We start from the raw sequence: 24,025 nt of genomic DNA on the forward strand, positions 1-24,025 counted from the left end.
GAAGGGGTGCCAGGCGCTCTGAGCGAAATCGCTGGTTCCTTGTCTGAGCCCGTCTATAGAGTGGCCACATGAGCCACACATCTTCCGTCCCTGCCGCTGCTCCGGAATCAACAGCGGTGCCTCCTGTCGCCAAGCGGGTCCCCACGCGCCGTGAACACCACGGCGACGTTTTTGTGGACAACTACGAGTGGCTCAGGGACAAGGAATCCGCTGAGGTGGTGGATCTCCTGAAGGCAGAGAACGCCTACCAGGAGGCCGTTACAGCGCACCAGGAACCGTTGCGGGAAGCCATGTTCCAAGAGATCAAGGGCCGTACCCAGGAAACGGACCTGTCCGTGCCCAGCCGCAAAGACGGCTGGTGGTACTACAGCCGTTCGGTGGAAGGCAAGGAGTACAGCATCCAGTGCCGCGTCCTGGCCCACAACACCGGGGACCCCGTAGCGGACTGGACGCCCCCGTCGGTGGAGCCCGGCGTCGAAATCGACGACGAACAGATCCTCCTGGACGGCAACATCGAAGCCGAGGGCCAACCATTCTTCAGCGTGGGCGGTGCCGCGGTGACAGTGGACGGCAACCTCTACGCCTACGCCGTGGACAACTCAGGCGACGAACGGTTCACCCTCAGGATCAAGGACCTGCGCACCGGGCAGCTCCTCCCGGACATCATTGAGGACATCTTCTACGGCGTGGCCTTCTCCCCCGACGGCACGCGACTCTTCTACACCGTGGTGGATGATTCGTGGCGCCCCTACCAGGTAAAGGCCCACGTCCTGGGTACGCCGGTGGCCCAGGATGTGGTTCTCTACCAGGAGGACGACGTCGCCATGTGGCTCGGCTTCGACCTCTCCGCGGACCGCCGCCATCTGGTGCTCAGCATCGGCTGCTCGGAGTTCAGCGAAACGCAACTGCTCCGCTTCGACGATGTCGACGCCGGCCTCAGCACAGTGATCTCCCGCGACCACCACATCCTGTACGAAGCCGAGCCCTTCCTCCTGGACGGCAAGGAGACACTCCTCCTGACCCACAACAAGGACGCCATCAACTCGATGGTCAGCCTGGTAGACCCGGCCGAGCTCACCAAGCCGCTGGCAGAGCAGGACTGGCGTACCGTCGTCGAACATTCCGACGACGTCCGGGTCAACGGCGCCGGCGTGACGTCCACGCACCTGGTGCTCTCCGTCCGCAAGGACACCATCGAACGGGTCCAGGTGCTGCCCCTGGCCGGTCTCGGCACCGAGGCCCAGGGCGCACCGGTGGAGCCGGCCTTTGACGAAGAGCTCTACACCGCCGGGGTGGCAGGTTCGGACTACGAGGCTCCCGTCATCCGCATGGGTTACACCTCCTACTTCACGCCGTCGCGCGTCTACGACTTTGTGCTCCCCACTGCCGGACTGCCCGCCGGCCAGCTGCTCCTCCGCAAGGAAAGCCCCGTCCTGGGCGGCTACACAGCGCAGGATTACGTGGCCACCCGCGAATGGGCAACCGCCGACGACGGCACACGCGTCCCGCTGTCAGTGCTTCGTCACGCTTCGGTACAGCAGGACGGCACGGCCGCTGGGCTGGTGTATGGCTACGGCTCGTACGAGATGAGCATGGATCCCGGCTTCGGCATAGCCCGCTTGTCGCTTCTGGACCGCGGAATCGTCATGGTGATCGCCCACATCCGGGGCGGCGGTGAACTCGGCCGGCAGTGGTACGAGGATGGCAAGAAGCTCACCAAGAAGAACACCTTCACGGACTTTATCGCAGCCACGGATTGGCTCGCTGGATCGGGCTGGGTCGACCCATCCCGCATCGCCGCCATGGGTGGATCCGCGGGCGGCTTGCTCATGGGCGCAGTCGCCAACATGGCCCCGGAAAAATACGCTGCCGTAGTGGCACAGGTGCCGTTCGTGGATGCCCTGACCACCATCCTGGATCCCGAGCTTCCGCTGTCCGCCTTGGAATGGGAGGAATGGGGCAACCCGATCACGGACCCCGAGGCCTACGCCTACATGAAGTCCTACACTCCGTACGAGAATGTGGGCGCCGTGGCCTACCCCAAGATCGCTGCGGTGACATCCTTCAACGACACCCGGGTGCTGTATGTCGAGCCTGCCAAGTGGGTCCAGGCACTGCGCTCCGTGTCCACGGGTTCGGAGCCGATCGTTATGAAGATCGAAATGGACGGCGGACACGGTGGCGCGTCGGGCCGGTACGTCCAATGGCGTGAACGGGCATGGGACTACGCTTTCGTCGCCGATTCCCTTGGATCCACCGGGCTCTTGCCGGGAGCCGGCCTCAAATAGGAGTTTTTGTACAGCAAATGCCCTCATGAAGGCCCTTTGAGGGCATCTGCTGTACAAAAACTCTCAGCGCTGGCGGGCCCGGAGCAGTGCGAAGTATCCAGGGATCAAATCCGGGATGGACGGGTTGCTCAGCGGGCGCGTCTCGATGCTCGCTGAGCCTTCCTCCACAAGGGTCCACACCGGGGCCGGGAAGGCCTTGGCCCGTTGGGCCGCCCCGAACCGGCCTGGCATCGGCAGGCCGCGGATGGCCCACTCCAACGGGGCGGGGATGGAATTGCGGGTGGCGCCAAGATGGCTGACGTAGTCCACCGGCGTGCCCGGAAAGTTTGTTTCAGCCAGGAACACACCACCGCGGGTCCCGACGACGGGCAGCAGGTTCGCCGCCAACGCGGCGCGGCCGCTTCGGTCCAGAACGTGCAGGACACCACGGATGAAGACGTTCGCGTCCCCCGTCCAGCCCGCCGCTTCGAGGGCCGTAGCGACAATCTGTGCTGCGTCCGGTGCCGTCATGTCGCACACTGCATATGACGCCGTCGTGATTCCTGCTGACTCCTGCCGTGCCCGGTCAACCGCGTTTGCCGAGTAGTCCAACCCCAGTGCGTGCGGGAAGTGCTGCGCCAGCAAGCGGGTGAAACTGCCGTTTCCGCATCCGACGTCCACCACGGGCAAGGACGGGTCCAACTGCGCCATTTGGGGTAGGTAGCCGTTGAGTTCGTGGTCACTGCCCGAGTCCCACAGGACGTCGCCCGTGGCACCGGTTGAGCGGATATCGCCCCAGAACCGGTCCCAGGCAATGCGGGGATCCTTGGGCGCAGCCGAAGAGAGCCTGATGAGGCGGGGAATCAGCAGGTACTTCCTCAGGGCGGAGAACATTCTCCAAATATAGGTGGCGCTATGACTCCACCAGCCAATCCAACGCCTCTGTTTCAGATGTGAAGAATTTGGTGGGGCACGGTGGCTTCATGATGCCCAGAAAAAAGTTGGCAATGACCCTGTCCACGGGGGATGAGCCCCAGAGCGCGATGCGGTTGGCCTGGCACGGTTTAGCAAAAACTGAGCGGGCACCCCGGGTGACATCGTCCGTAGTGGCCATATCCACGATCATGGGATGGCGTTCCTCGCCGCAGAGCTCGTTTACCCGGTCCATGGCCCGTTGAGCGTCAGATTCCTTGATCCTTGCCCCCCGCGGCCACGTCAGTCGAAGGATGCCCGTTTCTTCGAGCTCCAGCTCGAATGTCACCTGTTGATGGTCCTGCGGTGTTGCTGGGTGGTCCACAATGCTCCTTGCGCGTTGGTGCTGCTGCAGGGAAGGCGGGCGCGGCTCCCTCTGCTGACAACCTCAAGGCTGTCTAATCCCAAGGACAAAGTAAAGGTGTGTCCCAGGACTCATCCATCGCATTCGACGCATGGCCACCTTTGGCCGCAATGCCGCTGATAGGGTGTTGCCACATCATGAAACACCGTGAATGAAACGTTGGAACGGAAGGGGCTCAGTGGGCGAGACCGTTGCCAGCAACCAGCATGCCCGCTCCGCCGTAGTGGCGGACTCAGACAAGGACCGTTTGGCAGCCACTACGGCCGCCCTTGAAGCGGCGGGATTCAACGTTTTCCCCGCCGTGGACGCCGAGTCCTTGGCCACCTGCCTCCGGCACCACACACCCTCAGTGGCAGTGTCTGAAAGCGCACTGGCACATGGGCTCCGGAGCCCTGGAGTTCCCATGCTGCTGATCCTCGCTTCCCAGGAGTCCCTGGACCTTCAGGAAGTGGAGTCCTGGCGTGTAGCGGACTACGTCATCAGTCCGGTGCGTGCCGGAGAACTGGTCCATCGGGTTGAAACCCTGATCGGCCGAGGCACGGAGCGCGCACGTTCCCGCGGCGAAATCGAAGCGTTGCGGGAAAGCCTCCGCAATGTCTCCTCGGCGATCCGGGAAACCAACGATCCCCAACTGATCGCAGACCACGTGGTCCGCGGCTTCGGCGAGGCCCTGGACGTGGACCATGTCTGGTTCGCGACCTTCCGTGACGAACGAGTCCCCAGCATTCGTGCGCAGTGGAACCGCCCGGGCCTTCCACTGCTTCCCGCGCGGCTGGGTGAGAGCGAAAACGCCATTACCGAGGCAGCCAACAGACTGTGGGCGGACGCAGATGTCCTGGCGGTCGCCGACCACCGCGAAGACCCCGACTCCAGGATTGCCAAGGCCCTCCGGGAATGGTCCGGCGAGCTCTACCCCGTGTCCACTGTCCTCCTCCCCGTGGGTGAGGGCGCGTCCGCCATGGGAATCATCCTGCTCTCCACCGTCGAGGAACGGCACGATTGGACCCGACCCGAGATCGCGTTGATGCAACACGTGGCCGGGAACGTGGCCCACGGGCTCATCCAAGGCCACCTCATCAGTGCCCAGCAGCGGGTACTGCACCAGTTGAGGCAGCTGGACAAGGCCAAGACCGATTTCCTGGCCACCGTCAACCATGAACTCCGGACACCGCTGACCTCCATCACCGCATACCTGGACATGATCCAGGACGGGTCCGGCGGTCCGGTGCCTGACGGCATCAGGAAGATGCTGGACGTCATCGCCCGGAACTCCGACCGCCTCCGCAGGCTCATCGAGGACATGCTGACGGTGTCCATGCAGGACGGCAGCAACCTGGACCTCAAACCAGTCGATATTGCCAAACTCCTCCAAGTGGTGGTGGCCACGCTTCGGCCACTGGCAGAGTCCCGCCACGTCTCGTTGTCCTTTACCGAGGGGACTGACGACATCGAGGTCACGGCCGACGAAGCGAAGTTGGAGCAGGTGTTCACCAACATCGTGGCCAACGCCATCAAGTTCACGCCCGAGGGCGGCCGGGTGGGCATCACCAGTTCGGTCTCGGAGTCGGAGGGCGGCGGGCTGGCCCTGGTAGAGATCGCAGACAACGGCCTGGGCATCCCCGAGCACGATCTCCCCCACATCTTCACCCGCTTCTACCGGGCCTCCAACGCCACGTCCGCAGCGGTCCCCGGCAGCGGGCTTGGACTGGCAATTGCGCACGACATCATCAGCCGCCACATGGGCCGGCTCCTGCTGGATTCCACTTTGGGGTCCGGCACCACGGTGTCAGTGGAACTGCCGGTGGGCGGGCCGTAATCACGCCCCTCCGCGGTGTGACAGACGTGTCAACGTGAGCTCCGTACAAGTGCTCCGTGGTCACTAATGCTCGACATACTCCGAAACAAAAATTGATGCCCCGGGCAGCGGCCCGGGGCATCAATTGACGTTATTTGGCCTTGAGAGGCGCTCCCCCAATGTTTAGTTCGGCCACCAACCGATGCTGGTGGTGTTCGTCTTAGTGGTGGTGACGCTGTTAGGCCACCAGCCGATTGCCGTGCTGTCCTGCGTAGGCTCGGCATTAGCCGGGGCAGCGAAACCCGTTACTGCCAGAACCGCCGCCATGAGCAGGGTTGCCGCAAATTTTTTCATCCGCTATGCCCTTTCGTACTGATGCGAATTTGTTGTCTGTGACTTGAATAAAGTCACGGTGCAAACTATACGAGCTTTTCTTCCGCAATGACATGGATAATGGGCACATGCAAAGTCCGCACCTCGCCTCCCACCTCGTTGCCGGTCTCACGGCACGCGCAAAGTGGAAGGAGCGGGACTTCGACGATGCCTACCGCCTTGCCGGAGACGCTGCCGGACTGGCCACGATCGCCGGCGATGACGAATCCTGGTGGAACATGCGGTACCTGCAGGCGGAATGCCTCCGGGACCAAGGGCGCATTGAGGAGTACCTCGACGTCTCCTTGGAGCTCAATAATCACAGCCTGACCGCTTCCTCGCCCGAGCTCGGGGCCAAAGCAGGAACCATGGTTGCAGTGGCATTCCAAGGCCTGGGCAGGCTCCCCGAGGCTGCGGTCATGGCTGCCGACGCGGCGAAACTTGCTGCCACGGATACCGAACTGCTGTACGTCCAGATCCTCGCCCAGCGTGCCCTGATCGCCGCTTTGGCAGAGAGCCGGCTCCTGGACGATGCCTGGCGCGAATGCCTCGTCCTTGAAACCCTGCTGACCGACGACGTCGACGAAGACACTGCAGGCAAGGGCTATTGGGTGATTGGCAACGTTGCGTTCCTTGCCGATCGCGTTGCCGACGGCGGCCGTTACCACGATCTCGCGGCTGAACGGCTTTCACCGTCCAAGGATGTTGATTTGTGGGCACGCTTCAACAGGGCCTCAGCGGAAATGCGCCTTCAGGCAAAACTTAGTGATCCTGCAACCCTCCGCTGCATTGAAAGGGCGGAGCTCGCCACGGATATTGTGGGCGGCTCCGAGCGGGACCACTTGGAAATGTCGCTGGTCCGCGCCCACTGGTATTTTCTCAGCGGTGATATGCAGCAAGCCACCGCAATCCTTGAACCGTTGTGCGCCCGCTCCTCCATTCTGGCCACACAAACCTCGGCGGAAGCACATTTCCTTTTGGCCCGGACCTTGCTTGAATCCGATCGACGGCAGGATGCCCTGGTGACGTTCGAAAAAGCTGCCATGCTGTTCGAACAGGCGGCGTTGCCTGAACGCAGCGCAGCTGTTCGGGAGTACCTTCGCCATAGCGATGAACAACGAGGCGAGCCACACGGGGGGTGAGCATGTCCGAGGGGAAAATGTACTCCGGCCACGACCCGCGACTTGAGCTGCTCCTGGACGGAATCGTGAGGTTGGCCGCCGGGGATCTCAACACCAGAATCGACGTCTCGGACGCCCGGGATGAAATCGATGCCGTCATCATGGGCACCAACCTCCTGGCTGAGGACCTTCAGATCGTTTACGAAGAGCTGGAGCAACGGGTGCAGGCCCGTACCCAGCAGCTCAACGAAGCCCACCTGGCGATGCAGCATATGGCCATGACCGATCCCCTGACAGGCCTGAACAACCGCTCCGCTTTTGCCACGGCACTCAGCGAAGCCCAGGCCAGCGGTGCGCTGAGCGGCCGAAAAGCAGCCATCCTCCTCCTGGACATGGACGGGTTCAAAGCGATCAACGACTCGTTGGGGCACACCATCGGAGACAGGGTCCTGGAAACGGTGGCAGCCCGGATCACCGGCGCTGTGCGCGATCAGGACATGGTGGCCCGCATGGGCGGGGATGAATTCGCGGTGCTGATCCCCGACGTGACTCCAGCGATAGCCGCCTCCATCGGCAACCGCATCCTTGCCGCAGTGGTAGGCGTCATGGAGATCGAGGGCCAGCACCTGCGGTGCGGTGCCAGCATGGGCCTCCGGATGGCAGATCCCGGCCACAGCGCTGAGGAACTGATGATGGAAGCGGACATCGCCATGTACGAGTCCAAAGCTGATGGGCGCGGCAAGCTCAAGGTCTTCGAACCCGCCATGCTGCATGCCCGGCAGATGCGGAACCAACTGGTGGGCGAACTCAAAGAAGCGATCACCGGCTCGCAGCTGGTGCTCTACTATCAGCCGATCATCCGGTTGGATACCCGCGAAATCGAAGGCGCGGAGGCTTTGGTCCGCTGGAACCACCCCACGCGCGGACTCATCATGCCGGACGAGTTCATCCCCATTGCCGAGGAAACGGGAATGATTTCCGATTTAGGCGGCTGGGTGCTCCGCACCGCCGTCGAGCAGTTGAAGCAATGGCGCACCGACCCCCTCACGTCGGGCCACAACTTCAGCATGCGCATCAACGTTTCGGCGGCGGACCTGCAGCGCCTGGAGTTCATCGAAGACGTCCGGGAGGCTTTGGCCTCGGCTGAGCTGGACCCGTCGCTCCTGGTTCTGGAACTGACCGAGAGCGCGGTCATTCTAGGCAATGACTTGGACCGCTACACGCTCAACAGCCTGCGCCGCTTGGGCGTGGGACTGGAAATCGACGACTTTGGCACTGGCTATTCGTCCATCAGCTACCTGCGCCAGCTCCCGGTGGACACCGTCAAAGTGGACCGGACCCTGCTTTCAGCACTGGGCAGCGACCCCTCGCAACCCGCGCTGTTGGCCGCCGTGCTGCAACTGATCCGGGCTTGCGGGCTGGCTGCGGTGTGGGAAGGTGTCGAAACTGCCGACCAAGCCGAGTACCTGCTCAGCATCGGGTGCACCAGCGGCCAGGGGTACTACTTCAGCAGGCCGCTACCTGAAGATCAGCTGACCGAGCAGTTGAAGCACCACAAGACGTGGCCCGTCAGTTGATGGTCCGCGTCCACGGATGGTGCCGGGTGCGCCACTCGGAGTCGAGAATCGCGTAGATGGTCTCCGTGGCCCATTGGCCCTTGTAGTGCCAGTTGTCCACCAGGGTGGCTTCCAGGCGCATGCCCAGACGCTTGGCGATGCCGGCCGATCCCTCGTTGAGGGCATCCAACTTGGCATCAACGCGGTGGAATGAAAGTGTCTCGAACGCAAGCCTCAGCACGGCTTCCGCGGCCTCGGTGGCAATGCCGTGGCCTTGGGCATCAGGATGGAGAATCCAGCCCACTTCTGCCTGCCCTGTCCCCTCCAGCCATTTCAGCACCACCTCGCCCATGAGGCCCGGGTGGTCCTTCCGCTCGATGGCCAGGCAGATCCAGTCGCCCTCCTGGTTGAATTCGAAGTTGGCGTACCGGCCAAGGACTTCCATGGACTTGGTCCTGGTCAGCTCGTTGCGCAGAAGGAACCGGGCAGTCTCGGGGAGTGACTGGTATCCGTGGAACCTCTCGAGGTCTTCAGCGTCAAAGCGGCGCAGAATGAGTCGGTCGGTGGTGATGGGGAGCTCAATTTCGGGCATGTCTCCGAGGCTACTAGGTGCGGGCGAATACTGGTCCAGTCTTGACACGTGGCGCGATCTGGGATTACCTAATGAACATTCGGTAAATAAAGCTGGAGGCAATGACGCATGGTTGAAACAACCCTCTCCGGTGCATCGCACCACATCCTGACGAACGACTACGCGTCCGAATGGATGGGCATCGAGGTCCTCAAGGTCGACGACGGCCACGCCACCATCCGCATGCACCTCCGCCAGGAGATGCTCAATGGATTCGGCATGGCCCACGGCGGAATGATCTTCGCCTTTGGTGACACAGCCTTCGCGCTGGCCTGCAACCCAGCCAACCCCACGCCCAAGCAAGCCGCCAACATCACGGTGGCGTCCGGCGTCGACATCAACTTCATCAAGCCCGCGTTCCAAGGCCAGGTGATCACCGCCGTCGCAAACCGCCGCGCGAGCACCGGCCGAAGCGGCCTGTACGACATCCAGATCTACGCGGCTGCGCCCGACGCCCATTCCGCCCCTGATAACCAGCACGGTGAACTCATTGCCGAGTTCCGTGGCCGCAGCCGCACCATCTCCAAGAAGTAGGAACCCCATGACGCAGAACACCGTGGCTGCACCCGCAGCCCGCACCTCAGACGCCCCAGTGCTGGACCGTGAAGAAACCATCTCCCGCGACGAGCTCGAGGCCCTGCAGCTCACCCGCCTCCAGCACACCGTGGCGTACGCCTACGATCGCGTGCCGCTCTACAAGCGCAAGTTCGACGAGGCCGGCGTGCACCCCTCGGACCTTCGCGAGCTGAGCGACCTGGGGAAGTTCCCGTACACCACCAAGGAAGACCTCCGACTGGAATACCCGTTCGGCATGTTCGCCGTCCCCCAGGACCAGGTGGCACGCATCCATGCGAGCTCCGGCACCACCGGCCGTCCCACAGTAGTTGGCTACACCAAGCAGGACCTCGCCAACTGGGCAACCTTGGTGGCCCGCTCCTTCCGCGCTTCCGGAGTCCGCCCCGGCATGAAAGTCCACAACGCCTACGGCTACGGGCTCTTCACCGGCGGCCTCGGAGCGCACGCCGGCGCCGAAGCACTCGGCTGCACCGTCATTCCGATCTCCGGCGGCCAGACCGAACGCCAGATCCAGCTCATCCAGGACTTCAAGCCGGACGCCATCCTTGCCACGCCCACCTACCTGCTGACCATCGCCGATGCCATGGCACACCAGGGCATCGACCCCACCTCCACCTCGCTCAAGTACGCCGTTCTGGGCGCCGAGCCGTGGACCGAAGAGATGCGCCACGAGCTCGAAGTCACCATGAACATCAAGGCCTCGGACATCTACGGCCTCTCCGAAGTCATGGGCCCGGGCGTAGCCGGGGAAGCCGTTGAAACCCAGGACGGCTGCCACATCTGGGAAGACCACTTCCGCCCGGAAATCATCGACCCCTTTGACCACTCCACGGTCCTGGCAGACGGTGAACCCGGCGAACTCGTCTTCACATCCTTGACCAAAGAAGCGTTGCCCATCATCCGCTACCGCACCAAGGACCTCACGCGTCTGCTGCCCGGCACCGCCCGCCCCGCGCACCGCCGCATGGGCCGCATCACCGGCCGCAGCGACGACATGATCATCCTCCGTGGCGTAAACCTGTTCCCGTCGCAGATCGAGGAAATCGCCCTCCGCATCCCGGAACTCAGCCCGCACTTCCAGCTCGAGATCACGCGTCCCGAAGGCAAGCGCATGGATTCGCTGACGGTCAAGATCGAGCGCCGCGAGAACGTTCCGTCCGAGGCAGGCACGACGGCGGCGCACACCTTGCGTGAGCAGATCAAGATTCACGTCGGGTCATCTTGCGTAGTGGACGTAGTAGAGCCCGGTTCCCTTGAGCGGTCCAATGGCAAACTTCGCCGGATCTACGACATGCGCCCCAAGGGCTGATCGCCGTCCCCCGCTGAGATCGTGAGAAAATGCCAGCATGCCTACTGAGACCACCACCAAGCGCGGACGGCCCGGTTATGACCAGCAGTCAGTGCTCCGCATCGCCGTCGACGTCTTCAACCGCCACGGGTACGACGCCACGTCCATGGGCATCCTGGCCGAGAACCTCGGGATCTCGAAGTCAGCCATCTACCACCACGTGCCGTCCAAGGGCGATCTGCTGAAGCTCGCCCTGGACCACGCGTTGGGCGGTCTGGAGGCCATCCTGGAGGAGCCATCCGCTACGTCCGGGCCCGCTGACGCCCGGCTAGAGTTCGTGCTGCGGCAGACCATTGCGGTGCTGGTGGACCGGCTGCCCTTCGTCACGCTTCTCCTGCGCCTTCGGGGCAACACGGAGATTGAGCGGGACGCCCTGGAACGCCGCCGCGCGTTCGACCACAAAGTGGCTGAGCTGATATCCGCTGCCCGGGAAGACGGGTCTCTGCGCCAGGACATCGATCCCCGCACCGTGACCCGCTTGCTGTTCGGCACCATCAACTCGATCGTGGAATGGTACAAACCCGGCGGATCCCTGTCCCCGGAGAAGCTCGCGGACGACGTCATCACCATGGCTTTCGACGGCCTCCACACGGCCGCCTGACCCTCTCTCACATCCCACGGCCTTCCGGCGAACCGTCTCTCACCTCCCACGGCTCGTGAGCCGAACCGTCTCTCACCTCCCACGGGCTTGAACCGAACGGTCTCTCACATCCCACACCCTTCCGGCCGTGCGGCCGTATGTGTGCGGTCGTATGGTTTTCTGAGACAGCTTGATGGGAGATTCGCTTCAGATGACCACGCCAAGAAGAAAATACGATGCTGCGTTCCGCGAGGAAGCAGTGCAGCTGGTTTTGTCCACTGGTCGGTCGTTGAAACAGGCAGCTGAGGAGATCGGGGTGAAGGAAATCACGCTGGGAAACTGGCTCGCGCGGGCCCGTGAGCGTTCCCCCGGTGGTCCGGTACAGGTCCCGGCGCCCGATCGTGGGCCCGTGGGATGGGAAGAGCGTCAGTAGGCACTGGCCGAGAACGCGCCTCTGGAGCCGAGGTTGAGTTCCTGGAAAACCAGCGCCTTCTTTGCCGCGAAGCAACAGTAGAGGACTTCTCAGGTAGCTTCGTCGCGCGGTCTCCTGTCCGCCCTCAACCGAAACGCCGAACGCCTTCCCCGTCATGTGGGAAGGCGTTCGATCGGCCGCTGGCGCGTCGATTTCCATCTAAACCCGCGGGTCATGAAAGAGCGTCACACCCGAACCCGCGGGACGTGAAAGAACGACACGCCCAAACCCGCGGGACATGAAAGAGCGACACGCCCAAACCCGCGGGATGTGAGAGAGGGTTACTTCTCCACGAGGGTGAGGACGTCGTACGTGGCCACGATTTCGTCGTTCTGGTTGGTCAGGACAGCGTCCCAAGCAACTTCGCCGTACTCGTCCGTCTCACGCGGAGTGATCTTCTTTGCCGTCAGAGTGACCCGGATGGAGTCGCCCGCCGCCACCGGGGTGATGAAGCGCAGGTTCTCCAGGCCGTAGTTGGCCAGGACGGGACCCGGCGCGGGCTCCACGAAGAGGCCGGCAGCCCAGCTCAGGAGCAGGTAACCATGGGCCACGATGCCGGGGAAGAACGGGTTGGCTTCGGCGGCTTCCTGGTTGGTGTGGGCGTAGAACGTGTCGCCCGTGGAATTGGCGAATGCACTGATGTCCTCGAGCCTGACCTCCCGGAGTTCCGAGCGAACAGCGTCGCCGATCCGGAGGGTCGCCAACGACTTGCGGAACGGGTGCTCGCCCTCGGTTTCCACCGTGAAGTTGCGGTCGGCGCCGGTGTGCCACTGTCCCGTGACGGCGGTCAGCATGTTCGGGGAGCCCTGGATGGCCGTGCGCTGCATGTGGTGCAGGACGGAGCGGATACCGCCCAGCTCCTCGCCACCACCGGCGCGGCCCGGACCACCGTGAACCAGGTGCGGAACCGGGGATCCGTGACCGGTGGAGGAGCGAGCGTCTTCACGGTTGAGCATGTGGACGCGGCCGTGGTGGGCCGCGATGCCAAGCACCAGCTCCTGCGCCACGGAAGGATCGTTGGTGCACACCGAAGCGACCAGGGAGCCGGAACCGCGGGCTGCGAGGCGGACGGCATCGGCCAAATCCGAGTAACCGAGCACGGAGGAAACCGGACCGAATGCCTCGAGTGAGTGGACTTCCTCAGCTTCGGCGTCCGCCCAGCTCAGGAGAACAGGCGACATGAACGCGCCGTCCTCCACGACCCCCACTTCGCCGCCGACTGAGGTGACCGACGGCGTATCGAGGGATCCGTACGCAAGCTCGCCACCGGCGTCGAGCATTGATTGCACAGCAACGCGGACGTCGGCGAGCTGCTCCAGCGAAGCCAGGGCACCCATGGTGACGCCCTCGGCGCGGGGGTCGCCAACAACGACGCGCTCGTTAATTCGCGCACCAACGGCGGCGGCGACCTCGGCGGTCAGCGCCTGCGGGACGATGATGCGGCGGATGGCCGTACACTTCTGGCCGGCCTTGACGGTCATTTCGGTGACGACGGCCTTGACGAAAGCGTCGAACTCCGGAGTCCCGGGAACAGCATCCGGGCCGAGAATCGCGGCGTTGAGGGAGTCGGTCTCAGACGTGAAACGGACGCCACCCTGGACCACGTTGCGGTGGCCCTTCAGCGAGTTCGCCGTTGAGGCCGATCCGGTGAAGGACACGAGGTCGCGGTAATCGAGTTCGTCCAGGATGGTGCGCGCGGAACCGGAGATCAGCTGGAGGGAACCGGTGGGTAGAATGCCCGATTCGACCATTGCCTTGACCGCAGCGGCGGCGACGTAGCCCGTGGGCGTAGCCGGCTTCACGATGGTGGGAACACCGGCGAGGAAGGCGGGAGCGAACTTCTCCAGCATTCCCCACACGGGGAAGTTGAAGGCGTTGATCTGCACTGCGACGCCCGGGATGCGGGTATAGATGTGCTCGCCTGCGAACGAGCCGTCCTTGGAGAGCACCTCCATGGGGCCGTCCACCACCACCTGCGAGTTGGGCAGTTCACGGCGGCCCTTGGATCCGAACGTGAAGAGCACGCCGATGCCGCCGTCGATGTCGATCATGTTGTCGATCTTGGTGGCGCCGCTCTGCGACGAGGACTCGTACAGCTCCTGGCGCCGGCCGTTGAGGTACTGGGCAAGCTCCTTGAGCTTGAGCGCACGCTGGTGGAACGTCAGCTTCCCGAGTTCAGTTTGGCCTGTGGTGCGGGCGAAATCCACGACGGCGGCAAGGTCCAGTCCATCGGTGCTCACGTTGGCCAGGACTTCTCCGGTGCTGGCATCGCGGACAGGGACTTTCCTGGCATCAGGCGCCGGTGTCCACCAGGCATCCTGAACGTAACTGGGGACGGTTGCAACGGCTGTGGTTTCCGGGGCGACTGCGGTAGTGGTCATCGTCGACGGGTCCTTCCAAGGCACGTGAAAGCGGCACGGTCATTGTTGGCTGGAGCCAACATTACTGACCGGCCGTTCGGTAATATATACAGGGTACATGAATGCCCGGAGGAGTACAGCAGTTATTTCGCGGGAGGCGTCAGCCCCGGCCACCCAGCTTCCTGGCCAACAACAGCGGCTTCTTGAGGAACTCCCCCACACTGGTCCGGGCGATGACTGTCTGGTTCAGGGCATCCAGCCGTTCCAGAACGTGGTCGAGCTTGGCGCCGGTTTCGTCGAGTCGGCGCTGCTGGGCACGGATGAGTTCCTCCTGCTCAGCCAGGACGCGGGTCAGGTACAACATTCCGCCAAGCCCTCCCTGGGCGACGCCATCGCGAAGATGCTCATCGCGGACCAGGGCATCGTAACGGGCATGCTCGGCAGCCTTTGCGAAAATGCTGTTGCCCTCATGCCCCTCGGACTCCGGCCGCTGCGACCAGAACGCGAGCGGTTCGCCGTCGAGGAATCCCACGCGCGAGTGGCTGAGGGTGCGCAAGTGGAACTCCCAGTCGCCCACCACGGGGAGGTCCTCGTTGTAGTAGCCCACGGCGTCGTGCAGGCTCCGGCGGTACAGGAAGGAAATGGGAACGGCCCGGTTGATCTTCAGCATGTCCGCAAGGGTGATCTGCTGCATGTCCGCCCAGAAAATCTCACGGCGGATCGGCTCAATCCGGTCCCCCACCAGCTCCTCGATGACGATCTCCGTCCGGACCATGACGCCACTTTCGGCTTCATTCGCAGGATCGTCCAGGTAAGCCACGGTGCGCTCAAGGAAGTTCGGGGCCCAGAAATCGTCGTCGTCATGGATCACAATGAACTCACCGGATCCGGCTTTGATACCCGCGTTCGACGCCGCTTCCATCCCCACGGACTCGGAATGGTGCAGCGTAGTGATCCGTTCCCGCTCGCCGTCGGTCCGCTGGGAGGTGAGGCGATCGACGTCGGCCGGGTTGCCGCCGTCGTTCACAATCACCAACTCGAAATCCTGGAAAGTCTGGGCGAAGACATCGTCCAGGGCCCGGGCCAGGAAAATCGGACGGTTCTTGGTTCGGGTCACGATAGTGACGCGGGCACCGGCGTTCATGGCGGGTCCATTCCGTTGGGGAAGTGTGATCAATCCTGCATGTTAGCAGCGGTAGTGGCCCCCGAGCCGAGCTTTGACCTCAGTGCGTCAACCTCGTGTTCCACAACGCCGTTGGCCCTCAAAAAAGCCACGACGTCCAGCCCGTCGAGGAACTCGCGCAGGCCCGCCCTTTTCTGCTCCAGCATGGCCTCAAGTTCGTCCTCGGGAAGGTACGGATCATGGGCATGCGGGGCACCATGCGTTCGATGCCGCTCATTGATTCCCCGGGCCGCAAGCTCGTAGCCACGCACAATGTCCTCGTCGCTCATGCCCGCCAGCCGCTGCAGCATCAGCGCGATCACGCCGCTGCGATCCCTCCCCGCCGAACAGTGAACCACCACTTTGCCGGGCGACGCCGCAATGGCCTTGAAGACCGGAGCGATCTTGTCGGCGAACAGGTCCACGTAGTCGCCGTACTTCGCCGGATCCTTCAAGTACGGACCGAACAGCTCGCTGAAGCGGCGGTGATCCGGATCCTCCGTGGGGCAATGTACGACGTCGATACGCGCCTTCACGTCGTCCGGCACCTCGGGATCGGTGTCGCGTTGGCGACGCTCGCGGGAGGCGCGGAGGTAGATCACGGTGCGGACGCCGTCGTCGTACATCTGCTGCCAGCCGACCTCGGTGACCCACTCATGCCGGCCCATCCGATAGACGTCCCCGGCGATCCGCCATGCGTTTACGGCGCCGTCCCAGTGGACGCTTCGGTGAGCTTCAGATGTCCCCTCCATAGCAGCCAGCTAAGCACATGGGAGGGCGCGTGTGTGAGCGTTGAGGTGCGCCGAGGGGTTAGCTCTCAGCACTTTCGGGTGCGCCGAGGGGTGAGCTCTCAGCACTTTCGAGCGTGCATACTGCCGAAAGCCCGCCCCTCGACGAATGGGTAGACCTACCGCTTGGCCAGCTGGGCAGGCTTGACAGCGGAGATCAGCGCGGCTGCGTAGGCTTGATGCCCGGCAACGTTCGGATGGAAGTTGGCGTCCGGGAGAGGCAGCCGGAAGTCCAGGATGATCCACGGCACCAGGGAATTCGCAGCGTGGCCGGCAAACCTCTTGGTGACGTCGATGAACTTCGCGTTGGTCCGGCTGTCAGCCACCGCTTTGGCGATGGTTGAGTTCAGAGCGTCGATGGCCTGATTGACCTTTGCTTGGTTCTGGACGGGAATGACCGGCACACCATTCACGGGATCAAAAAGCCGCGGATAGCCAAGGACAGCAATGGTTGCCTGCGGAGCCGAAGCTTGAATGGTTTGGTAGATACCCTCAAGGCCGGCCTCAAGCACGGGGAGGTTGGCGATGATCGCATTGACGGTCCCTGCGCACGTCACGGTGTCCGGAGTCGCGCAAGCCTGAAGCGCCACGAGGCTTCCCGCATCGATGGCGCCGGCGGTGATGCTCACCAACTCGGCATTTCGCAGTGCGGTTTGGCCGGCGGCGATCTGTTCAACTACCGACGGTGCACCGTTGTAAAAAGGACCACCGGGCACGAGCAGGGCTCCGTGGCAAGCGAGGTTTTCAAGTAAGTTGACCCGGCCAGTATCCGCAACCACATCCACATAGCCAGGCTTGCTCTGCCAGCAAAGGGCGTCCCGGTAGAGCCCTCCTGCGCCGGTCCCCGCCGTGTACGAATCACCGAGTGCCACGTAGTCAGCCGATGGTGGAGGTGCGGCATTCGCAGGACTCCCCACGAATCCCAACGAAAGTCCCAGGACAGCGAGCCCGCCCACTAAAGCCGCCAGCCGTCGTCGTGCTTGATGAGTTGCCATGATTTTCCCCTTCGCAGTGCTCAAATGGGGCTCCGGCACTCCGAAAGTGCGGAGGTCACGGCTCGCCCCACCACTCGGCCGCATACCGGGGCAATGTGTTGGCAAGAGTACGCCTGATGGGATGCCGTGGAAAGACGTTGACACTGGATCGACGACGAAAGGTTCCGAGCTTCGGGCATGTGCCGAGGGGTTAGCTTTCGGCACTTTCGCGGGAGCCAATAAAGGCGAGAGCTAACCCTTCGGCGCGGCGGGTAAAGGGACAAGACGGGCAGAATTCAGAAATCGATCCAGGCACGACCCTTGCGGAGCCTGAGTGACCCATGTCATACTCGTTCTCGATGCGCATCGACGATACGTATCGACAATCCATTCAGACTGTTCAGCAGCGAGCACAAGGAGGTCAGGCCATGCCCACCAGCAAGGACGTAGCCCAGGCCGCCGGAGTAGCCCAAAGCACGGTTTCTTACGTTTTGAGCGGCAAGCGGCCCATCTCCGAGAAGACCCGGAAAAAGGTTGAGGACGCCATTGAGCAGCTCACCTACCAGCCCAATGCCGGAGCACGTGCCCTGGCTGGACGCCGGACGCACGTGATTGGCCTGGTCATTCCCTTCATTCCTGAGCTGGAGATGGGTTCGATTATGGAGTTCGTCTCCGTGATCGCTTCCACGGCGCGGCAATACGACCACGACATCCTGCTGGTGACGGAAGACGAAGGCGCCGCCGGGTTGCGCCGCGTCGTCGGTCAACAAATCTGCGATGGACTGATCCTCATGCAGGTTGAAGACGAGGACGAACGGCTGCCTATTGCGCGGAGCCTGAACGTGCCGGTACTGCTGATAGGCATCCCCCGCGACCCGTCCGGGTTGGTGTGCATCGACGCGGACTTTGAAATGGCCGGTGATCAGTGTGTCAGGGACTTGGCCGCAGCCGGGCACGATGTCATTTCGATCATCGACTGGCAGCCGGCAGTGGTGAACCGTCACGTGAATTACGTGGAACGGTTCATGGGTGGTGCGGATGCTGCCGCCCAGAGCCTGGGAGTGTCGGTCCAGCATTTTCCTGGTGGGGCGGACGTCAGTATCATCACCGATTCCGTGGATAAGGCACTGGCCGCCACCCACGGCAAACCGGCGTTCATTGCACCGGACCGTACAGTCCAAGACATCCTGCGTCGGGCATTGACCGCCCGCGGACTCACGCCAGGCGCAGATGTCTCCGTCATCGGCAGCGCTTCCCCAACGCTTGCAGAGCTCCAGCCCATTCCGCTCTCCACCATTGACCTCCGCCCGGCAGAAGTTTCCCGCCGCGCGGTGAAGATTATTTGCAACCTCCTCGAAGCCGAAAACCAGGGACCACACGAATCCCTGGAATTGGTACCCACGGTCATTACGCACCGTGCCAGCACGCTCCGCCCACCCCACGGCAGCTAAGCCCCCTCTGTAACCACCTGCTCTATCTCCTACTCCGAATCCATCGATACGCATCGTCGATACGCATCGATGAATCGATCCCACAAAAGGAACAGACAATGAAGTCAGCACAAAGGACACGCCGTCCACTTGCCCTCGCCGGAGTTGCCTTGGTCGGTTTACCCCTGGCTCTTTCCGCCTGCGGTAACTCAACTGCAGCTTCATCGACGGAGTCCGTCACCGAAATCTCCGTGATGGACTACTACAACAACGAGCCTGACAAGTCGTTCATTGGGGACGCCCTGACCAAGTGCGGCACGCAACTGGGCGTGACCGTGAAGCGCGAAACCGTCCCCGGAAAGTCGCTCATTTCCAAGGTTCTCCAGCAGTCCTCTTCCAAGACGCTCCCCGACGTCCTCATGCTGGACAACCCGGACCTCCAACAGATCGCCGCCACGGGAGCGCTGGCTCCCCTGGCCGATTTCAACGTCAGCACGGAAAACTTCGCCGAAGGCGTGCTGAGCGCTGGCACCTACAAGGACAAGGTTTACGGGTTGGCGCCCACCGTTAACACCATCGCCCTGTTCTACAACAAGGACATCCTGGCCGCAGCCGGAGTTACTCCCCCCACTACGTGGGATGAGCTCAAGGCGGCTTCCGCAAAGCTCACTGCCGGAGACCAGTACGGACTCGCATTCAACGCCAACCCCACCTACGAGGGCACGTGGCAGTTCCTTCCCGTCATGTGGTCCAACGGCGGCGACGAGAAGAAGATCGACACCAAGGAGACCGAGCAGGCCCTCAACTGTGGACCGACCTTGTGAAGAGTGGCTCGGTTTCGTCTTCCGCGCTCAACTGGACCCAGGCTGACGTGAAAGACCAGTTCCTGGCAGGCAAAGCCGCCATGATGGTCAACGGACCGTGGCAGATCCCGGCCTTGGACAAGCAGCCCACCCTTCAGTACGGCGTAGTCAAGATCCCTGTCCGTGAGGCCGGGCAGACGTCCGTTGCTCCGCTCGGCGGCGAAGTATGGACTGTCCCGCAGACCGGGAACAAGGCCCGGCAAGCCAAAGCCGCTGAGATGGTGGCCTGCTTGAACAGCGACGAAAACCAACTGGCCATGGCCACGGCCCGCAACACCATCCCTTCCAAAACCACGCTCTCGGACAAGTTTGCCTCCGACAACCCCAAGCTCGCCACGTTCACCGAGCTGATCAAGACCGCCCGTGCCCGCACCGGACAACTCGGAGAAGAATGGCCGGCGCAGGCTACCAAGATTTACACCGCCATCCAGACTTCGTTGACGGGCAACGCGTCACCGGCCGACGCCCTCAAGCAAGCCCAGGGTCAGTAGGCAGCCTGCCATGTCATTAGCAACTGATTTACCTCATTCAAAGGGGCAGGCTACCGGCGAGGCCGCGAAGACGCACGGTACCGGCACCGAAAAGCCGGCACCCCGGCGTCGTTCCCGTCAACGCCGCGAGCGCGTCTTCCAATGGCTCTTCCTGGTTCCCGCAGTGGTCTACATGACGCTGTTCTTCGGCTACCCGGTAGTCAAGAACGTGGTGATGAGTTTCCAGGAGTACACCACCTCCACGTTCTTCACCGGAGAAGCCCCTTGGGTAGGGTTCGCCAACTACGTGACTGTGCTGTCGTCGTCGTTGTTTTCAACCTCGCTGCTGAATACCGCCTTGTTCACCATCGGCTCGATTCTGGGCCAGTTCGTGATCGGCCTGGCGCTGGCGATTTTCTTCCAGCGCAAGTTCCCGCTCAACGGCATCCTGCGATCGCTGCTCCTGCTTCCGTGGCTCCTTCCCTTGATCGTGTCCAGTGCGGTGTGGCGCTGGATTCTGGATAAGGACAGCGGTGCGCTGAACCGGTTCCTCGGAGATCTCGGCATCATCGATACGGGCATTCCGTGGCTCACCAGCACATCCCTGGCGCTGATTGCCGTGGTGGGTGTGAACATCTGGATCGGCATCCCGTTCAACCTGACCATCCTCTACGGCGGCCTGCAGGAAATCCCTGACGAGCTCTACGAAGCCGGGTCCCTGGACGGCGCCACCGGATGGAAAGCGTTCCGCCACATCACGTGGCCCATGCTGCGGCCTGTAGTCAGCGTGGTGCTGGTACTTGGAGTGGTGTACACCCTGAAGGTACTGGACATCATCCTGGGCCTCACCAACGGCGGGCCCGCCAATTCCACCCAAACCATCGCCACGCAGTCCTACAACCTTTCCTTCCACGAATTCAAGTTCGGCGAAGGTGCGGCCTTGGGCAACGTGCTGGTGATCATCTCCCTGGTCTTCGCAGTTCTGTACCTGCGGGCCAGCCGACGCGCAGTGGACGAGTGAGAAATCATGACAACCGCACTGAAAGCACCCAACCTCCTTCGCGACGGAGGGACAGCCAGCGGCCCAAAACCAACGGGACGCAAGAACTGGGGCTACACCGCACTGGCCATCTTCTTCCTGGCCGTGATGCTGTTCCCCGTCTATTGGATGATCAACGCCTCCCTGCAACCAAACGGCACCACCCTGGAAACCTCGTGGTTCCCGGTGAAACCTGACTTCACCGGCTACGCCACGGCCATCAATGAGCAAGCAGGCAACCTCGGAACCAGCCTCATCATCTCCCTGGGCAGCGTGGCGTTGAGCCTCGCAATCGCAGCTCCGGCCGCATACGCTCTGGCCTACTTCAAGGTCCGAGGCGCCGGTGTGGTCCTGTTCGCCATCCTCATCAGCCAGATGATCCCGGGGATCGTGGTGGCCAACGCCCTCTACACCGCGTACAACGACCTCGGCCTGCTCAACTCCATCCCGGGCCTGATCCTGGCTGACTCGGCCCACGGCATTCCCTTCGCGATCCTCATCATCAGGGCATTCATGAACGGCATGCCTGCATCCGTAATCGAGGCCGCCCGGGTGGATGGGGCAGGACACCTGCGGGCGTTCTGGTCAATCGTCCTTCCGCTCAGCCGGAACTCCCTGATCACCGCGGGACTCTTCACCTTCCTGTTCGCCTGGAGTGACTTCCTTTTCGCACTGACCCTTACCACCACCGAAGCCGTCCGGCCCGTCACCTTGGGCATCTTCCAGTACATCGGCGCCTACGTGAATGACTGGAGTTCGGTCATGGCGACGGCGGTACTCGCCTCCATCCCGGCCATCGTCCTGCTGGTCGCGGCCCAAAAATACATCGCCGCCGGCACCACCGGCGGTGCGGTCAAGTAGACCGCTTACACACCTCCAAAGGAGAAATCATGACTGACAGCAATCCCATCCGCGTCACCGTGTGGTCCGAGAACCGCCACGAAAAGCGCGACGAACTGGTGGCCCGCCTCTATCCGGACGGCATGCACGGCGCCGTCAAGGCGGGCATCGAAGAGAACCTGGGTGCCGCCGTCGAGGTCCGGACCGCAACCCTGGACGATCCGGAACACGGCCTCACCGAAGAAGTCCTCGCCGCCACCGACGTCCTGACTTGGTGGGGCCACATGTCCCACGCAGATGTTGAGGACGAGATCGTGGAGCGCGTCCACCGACACGTCCTGGCCGGAATGGGCCTGATCGTGCTGCACTCAGGTCACTGGTCCAAGATCTTCACCAAGCTCATGGGCACCTCCTGCACGCTGCGTTGGCGCTCCGAGCAGGACCGCGAACTCGTATGGACTGTGGATCCCACGCACCCCATCGCCAAGGGCATCCCGCACCCTATCGAGATTCCGCAGCAGGAAATGTACGGCGAGTTCTTCGACATCCCCACGCCCGAGGAACTGGTGTTCATCAGTTCCTTCAGCGGCGGCGAAGTCTTCCGGTCCGGTTGCACCTTCCGTCGCGGTCACGGCAAAATCTTCTTCTTCAGCCCCGGCGACCAGGACTACCCCGTCTACCACCACAAGGACGTGCGGCGCGTGATCGCCAATGCCGTGGAATGGGCCGTCACCGACCGCCCTGAACGCGCTGTTCCGGAGCTGCTCCGCTACGAAACCAACGACTTCTTCAACGGCAAGAGCTACCAGGGAGCCAACGCGTGAACCCGCCTTTCGCTACGATTCCCGACGACGGTACTCCCCTTCGCGTCGTCGTTGTGGGCGCCGGGGGCATGGGCCGCGCGTGGCTTCGAACTGTAGAGTCGTCACCCTTGGTTGAGCTGGTGGGCATCGTTGACCTGGACCTTGCGGCTGCCGCTGACGCGGCGGCGTCCGTGGGCCGTCCCGACCTCCCCCTCGGTGCCGGGACCGCTCAGTTGGCGTCCGACGTCGGAGCCCAGGCAGTCATCAACGTCACCATCCCTGCCGCGCACCATCCGGTCACCACCGAAGCGTTGGCCGCAGGGCTGCCGGTCCTCGGTGAGAAACCAGTGGCTTCAACTGTGGCGCAAGGACTGTCCTTGGCCGCCGCCGCCGAACTCCACGGCCAGCTGTTCATGGTCAGCCAATCCCGGCGCTACAACAAACACCTGTTCGCGGCTAAACGGTTGTCCTCTGCCGTGGGTTCCGTGGGTATCGTCTCAGCGGAGTTCTTCAAAGCCCCGCGCTTCGGCGGATTCCGCGATGCCATGGATCATCCACTCCTGCTGGATATGGCCATCCACCAGTTCGACATGGCCCGATTCCTGCTCGACGCCGATCCTGTCTCCGTGTTCTGCGAGGAGTACAACCCGTCGTGGAGTTGGTATCGCGGGGATGCAGGTTCCACGGCCATCTTCGAGATGACCGGTGGGGAGCGGTTTGTTTTCACGGGCAGCTGGTGCAGCCCGGGCCAGGAAACCTCTTGGAATGCTTCGTGGCGCATCAGCGGTGAGCACGGAACTGTTCTCTGGGACGGCGACAACGAGCCGGTGTCCTCTGTTCCTGTTTCCGACGATGCCGTGGATTTCGGGGATCCTGGCCAGGAAATCGCCGGGTCCTTGCGGGACTTCGTCGCCGCTGTTCGCACCGGAAGCACGCCCATGGGACGGGTTCATCAGAACATCATGAGCCTGGCCATGGTGGAGGCCGCGATTCTCAGCGCTTCCACGGGCGCCCGGGTTTCCGTGGATTCGCTTCTGGAGGACTCCTACCAGCAAGCGATCCTGGCAGAACGGGACCCCGCGGTGCTGGAGGTACTGAAGTCGTGGACCTCGGTTCGGAGTGCGTTGGCCGGGGAGCGCCTGCCGTTGTGAGCCGCACGCACTCCTCGCTACCCTCGCCGAGGGGTTAGCTCTCGGGACATTCAGCGCACCTAAAAAGGCGAGAGCTCACCCCTCGCCGCAC

At 62.8% G+C, this 24,025-nt stretch carries 21 protein-coding genes and 1 pseudogene; 14 read left to right on the forward strand and 8 right to left on the reverse strand.

Translation table 11 applies throughout. From position 1 onward, the window contains the following. Positions 1-68: 68 nt before the first annotated feature. A complete protein-coding gene (locus RQH14_RS14325; RefSeq protein ID WP_311213854.1) occupies positions 69-2,288 on the forward strand; it encodes a S9 family peptidase in 2,220 nt (739 codons plus the stop codon). A 63-nt stretch (positions 2,289-2,351) separates the two neighbouring features. Here RQH14_RS14325 and RQH14_RS14330 read toward each other — a convergent pair whose 3' ends face one another. Continuing rightward, entirely contained in the window at positions 2,352-3,161 is an 810-nt protein-coding gene (locus RQH14_RS14330; protein ID WP_311213855.1) for a class I SAM-dependent methyltransferase, read from the reverse strand. 19 nt (positions 3,162-3,180) lie between these two features. Further along, positions 3,181-3,564: an STAS/SEC14 domain-containing protein gene (locus RQH14_RS14335; protein ID WP_311213856.1), complete on the reverse strand. Its 384-nt coding sequence runs from the start codon at positions 3,562-3,564 to the stop codon at positions 3,181-3,183. Between the two features lie 190 nt (positions 3,565-3,754). Here RQH14_RS14335 and RQH14_RS14340 point away from each other — a divergent pair, with 190 nt between their 5' ends. After that, the gene (locus tag RQH14_RS14340; protein ID WP_311213857.1) at positions 3,755-5,419 is read left to right on the forward strand and encodes an ATP-binding protein; all 1,665 of its coding nucleotides are present in this window, start codon (positions 3,755-3,757) and stop codon (positions 5,417-5,419) included. 162 nt (positions 5,420-5,581) lie between these two features. Here the strand turns inward: RQH14_RS14340 and RQH14_RS14345 are convergent, their stop codons facing one another. Continuing rightward, the gene (locus tag RQH14_RS14345; protein ID WP_310206668.1) at positions 5,582-5,752 is read right to left on the reverse strand and encodes a hypothetical protein; all 171 of its coding nucleotides are present in this window, start codon (positions 5,750-5,752) and stop codon (positions 5,582-5,584) included. A 107-nt stretch (positions 5,753-5,859) separates the two neighbouring features. On the opposite strand from RQH14_RS14345, the gene RQH14_RS14350 reads away from it, so the two are divergent. Together RQH14_RS14350 and RQH14_RS14355 are read left to right on the forward strand one after the other, a co-directional pair. Beyond that, positions 5,860-6,912, forward strand: a complete 1,053-nt coding sequence (locus tag RQH14_RS14350; RefSeq protein ID WP_311213858.1) for a hypothetical protein — start codon at positions 5,860-5,862, stop codon at positions 6,910-6,912. Between the two features lie 2 nt (positions 6,913-6,914). Further along, a complete protein-coding gene (locus RQH14_RS14355; RefSeq protein WP_311213859.1) occupies positions 6,915-8,468 on the forward strand; it encodes an EAL domain-containing protein in 1,554 nt (517 codons plus the stop codon). On the opposite strand, the gene RQH14_RS14360 is transcribed toward RQH14_RS14355, so the two are convergent. After that, complete coding sequence (locus tag RQH14_RS14360; RefSeq protein WP_311213860.1) at positions 8,461-9,039, reverse strand: GNAT family protein; 579 nt, start codon at positions 9,037-9,039, stop codon at positions 8,461-8,463. The genes RQH14_RS14355 and RQH14_RS14360 overlap by 8 nt on opposite strands. A gap of 108 nt (positions 9,040-9,147) precedes the next feature. Here RQH14_RS14360 and RQH14_RS14365 point away from each other — a divergent pair, with 108 nt between their 5' ends. From RQH14_RS14365 to RQH14_RS14380, 4 genes are all read left to right on the forward strand, one after another. Then, entirely contained in the window at positions 9,148-9,612 is a 465-nt protein-coding gene (locus RQH14_RS14365) for a hotdog fold thioesterase (protein ID WP_311213861.1), read from the forward strand. A gap of 7 nt (positions 9,613-9,619) precedes the next feature. After that, the gene (paaK, locus tag RQH14_RS14370) at positions 9,620-10,963 is read left to right on the forward strand and encodes a phenylacetate--CoA ligase PaaK (RefSeq protein WP_311213862.1); all 1,344 of its coding nucleotides are present in this window, start codon (positions 9,620-9,622) and stop codon (positions 10,961-10,963) included. Between the two features lie 37 nt (positions 10,964-11,000). Beyond that, entirely contained in the window at positions 11,001-11,603 is a 603-nt protein-coding gene (locus tag RQH14_RS14375; RefSeq protein WP_018776946.1) for a TetR/AcrR family transcriptional regulator, read from the forward strand. Positions 11,604-11,793: 190 nt separating this feature from the next. Continuing rightward, positions 11,794-12,015, forward strand: a complete 222-nt coding sequence (locus RQH14_RS14380) for a transposase (RefSeq protein ID WP_311213863.1) — start codon at positions 11,794-11,796, stop codon at positions 12,013-12,015. 320 nt (positions 12,016-12,335) lie between these two features. Here the strand turns inward: RQH14_RS14380 and paaZ are convergent, their stop codons facing one another. The 4 genes from paaZ to RQH14_RS14400 all read right to left on the reverse strand — a co-directional run bounded on the left by paaZ (position 12,336) and on the right by RQH14_RS14400 (position 17,359). Beyond that, positions 12,336-14,435, reverse strand: coding sequence for a phenylacetic acid degradation bifunctional protein PaaZ (gene paaZ / locus RQH14_RS14385; protein WP_311213864.1), 2,100 nt, complete (start codon positions 14,433-14,435; stop codon positions 12,336-12,338). Positions 14,436-14,574: 139 nt separating this feature from the next. Further along, a complete protein-coding gene (locus RQH14_RS14390; protein ID WP_311213865.1) occupies positions 14,575-15,591 on the reverse strand; it encodes a glycosyltransferase in 1,017 nt (338 codons plus the stop codon). Then, entirely contained in the window at positions 15,588-16,328 is a 741-nt protein-coding gene (locus RQH14_RS14395) for a tyrosine-protein phosphatase (RefSeq protein WP_311213866.1), read from the reverse strand. The genes RQH14_RS14390 and RQH14_RS14395 overlap by 4 nt, the downstream gene beginning before the upstream one ends. A gap of 155 nt (positions 16,329-16,483) precedes the next feature. After that, complete coding sequence (locus RQH14_RS14400; protein ID WP_311213867.1) at positions 16,484-17,359, reverse strand: SGNH/GDSL hydrolase family protein; 876 nt, start codon at positions 17,357-17,359, stop codon at positions 16,484-16,486. 407 nt (positions 17,360-17,766) lie between these two features. Here RQH14_RS14400 and RQH14_RS14405 point away from each other — a divergent pair, with 407 nt between their 5' ends. The 6 genes and pseudogenes from RQH14_RS14405 to RQH14_RS14430 all read left to right on the forward strand — a co-directional run bounded on the left by RQH14_RS14405 (position 17,767) and on the right by RQH14_RS14430 (position 23,934). Next, entirely contained in the window at positions 17,767-18,789 is a 1,023-nt protein-coding gene (locus tag RQH14_RS14405; RefSeq protein ID WP_311213868.1) for a LacI family DNA-binding transcriptional regulator, read from the forward strand. A 98-nt stretch (positions 18,790-18,887) separates the two neighbouring features. Beyond that, positions 18,888-20,122 (forward strand): annotated as a pseudogene (locus tag RQH14_RS14410) (extracellular solute-binding protein). A gap of 10 nt (positions 20,123-20,132) precedes the next feature. Further along, entirely contained in the window at positions 20,133-21,122 is a 990-nt protein-coding gene (locus tag RQH14_RS14415; RefSeq protein WP_311213869.1) for a sugar ABC transporter permease, read from the forward strand. Between the two features lie 6 nt (positions 21,123-21,128). After that, on the forward strand, positions 21,129-22,001 hold the full coding sequence (locus RQH14_RS14420) for a carbohydrate ABC transporter permease (RefSeq protein WP_311213870.1): 873 nt from the start codon (positions 21,129-21,131) through the stop codon (positions 21,999-22,001). Positions 22,002-22,030: 29 nt separating this feature from the next. Continuing rightward, entirely contained in the window at positions 22,031-22,804 is a 774-nt protein-coding gene (locus RQH14_RS14425) for a ThuA domain-containing protein (RefSeq protein ID WP_311213871.1), read from the forward strand. After that, on the forward strand, positions 22,801-23,934 hold the full coding sequence (locus RQH14_RS14430) for a Gfo/Idh/MocA family oxidoreductase (RefSeq protein ID WP_311213872.1): 1,134 nt from the start codon (positions 22,801-22,803) through the stop codon (positions 23,932-23,934). Before RQH14_RS14425 ends, RQH14_RS14430 begins: the two co-directional genes overlap by 4 nt. Positions 23,935-24,025 lie beyond the last annotated feature (91 nt).

The sequence above is a fragment of the Arthrobacter sp. WCS2018Hpa-7 genome (genome assembly GCF_031843805.1).
GTDB lineage: Bacteria > Actinomycetota > Actinomycetes > Actinomycetales > Micrococcaceae > Arthrobacter.

Bases quoted from the DNA above. Each gene is read 5' to 3' on its own strand.
- RQH14_RS14325 (WP_311213854.1), top strand. From the start codon at position 69: ATGAGCCACACATCTTCCGTCCCTGCCGCTGCTCCGGAATCAACAGCG.
- RQH14_RS14330 (WP_311213855.1), bottom strand. From the start codon at position 3,161: ATGTTCTCCGCCCTGAGGAAGTACCTGCTGATTCCCCGCCTCATCAGG.
- RQH14_RS14340 (WP_311213857.1), top strand. From the start codon at position 3,755: ATGAAACGTTGGAACGGAAGGGGCTCAGTGGGCGAGACCGTTGCCAGC.
- RQH14_RS14345 (WP_310206668.1), bottom strand. From the start codon at position 5,752: ATGAAAAAATTTGCGGCAACCCTGCTCATGGCGGCGGTTCTGGCAGTA.
- RQH14_RS14350 (WP_311213858.1), top strand. From the start codon at position 5,860: ATGCAAAGTCCGCACCTCGCCTCCCACCTCGTTGCCGGTCTCACGGCA.
- RQH14_RS14355 (WP_311213859.1), top strand. From the start codon at position 6,915: ATGTCCGAGGGGAAAATGTACTCCGGCCACGACCCGCGACTTGAGCTG.
- RQH14_RS14360 (WP_311213860.1), bottom strand. From the start codon at position 9,039: ATGCCCGAAATTGAGCTCCCCATCACCACCGACCGACTCATTCTGCGC.
- RQH14_RS14365 (WP_311213861.1), top strand. From the start codon at position 9,148: ATGGTTGAAACAACCCTCTCCGGTGCATCGCACCACATCCTGACGAAC.
- paaK (WP_311213862.1), top strand. From the start codon at position 9,620: ATGACGCAGAACACCGTGGCTGCACCCGCAGCCCGCACCTCAGACGCC.
- RQH14_RS14375 (WP_018776946.1), top strand. From the start codon at position 11,001: ATGCCTACTGAGACCACCACCAAGCGCGGACGGCCCGGTTATGACCAG.
- RQH14_RS14380 (WP_311213863.1), top strand. From the start codon at position 11,794: ATGACCACGCCAAGAAGAAAATACGATGCTGCGTTCCGCGAGGAAGCA.
- paaZ (WP_311213864.1), bottom strand. From the start codon at position 14,435: ATGACCACTACCGCAGTCGCCCCGGAAACCACAGCCGTTGCAACCGTC.
- RQH14_RS14395 (WP_311213866.1), bottom strand. From the start codon at position 16,328: ATGGAGGGGACATCTGAAGCTCACCGAAGCGTCCACTGGGACGGCGCC.
- RQH14_RS14400 (WP_311213867.1), bottom strand. From the start codon at position 17,359: ATGGCAACTCATCAAGCACGACGACGGCTGGCGGCTTTAGTGGGCGGG.
- RQH14_RS14405 (WP_311213868.1), top strand. From the start codon at position 17,767: ATGCCCACCAGCAAGGACGTAGCCCAGGCCGCCGGAGTAGCCCAAAGC.
- RQH14_RS14415 (WP_311213869.1), top strand. From the start codon at position 20,133: ATGTCATTAGCAACTGATTTACCTCATTCAAAGGGGCAGGCTACCGGC.
- RQH14_RS14420 (WP_311213870.1), top strand. From the start codon at position 21,129: ATGACAACCGCACTGAAAGCACCCAACCTCCTTCGCGACGGAGGGACA.
- RQH14_RS14425 (WP_311213871.1), top strand. From the start codon at position 22,031: ATGACTGACAGCAATCCCATCCGCGTCACCGTGTGGTCCGAGAACCGC.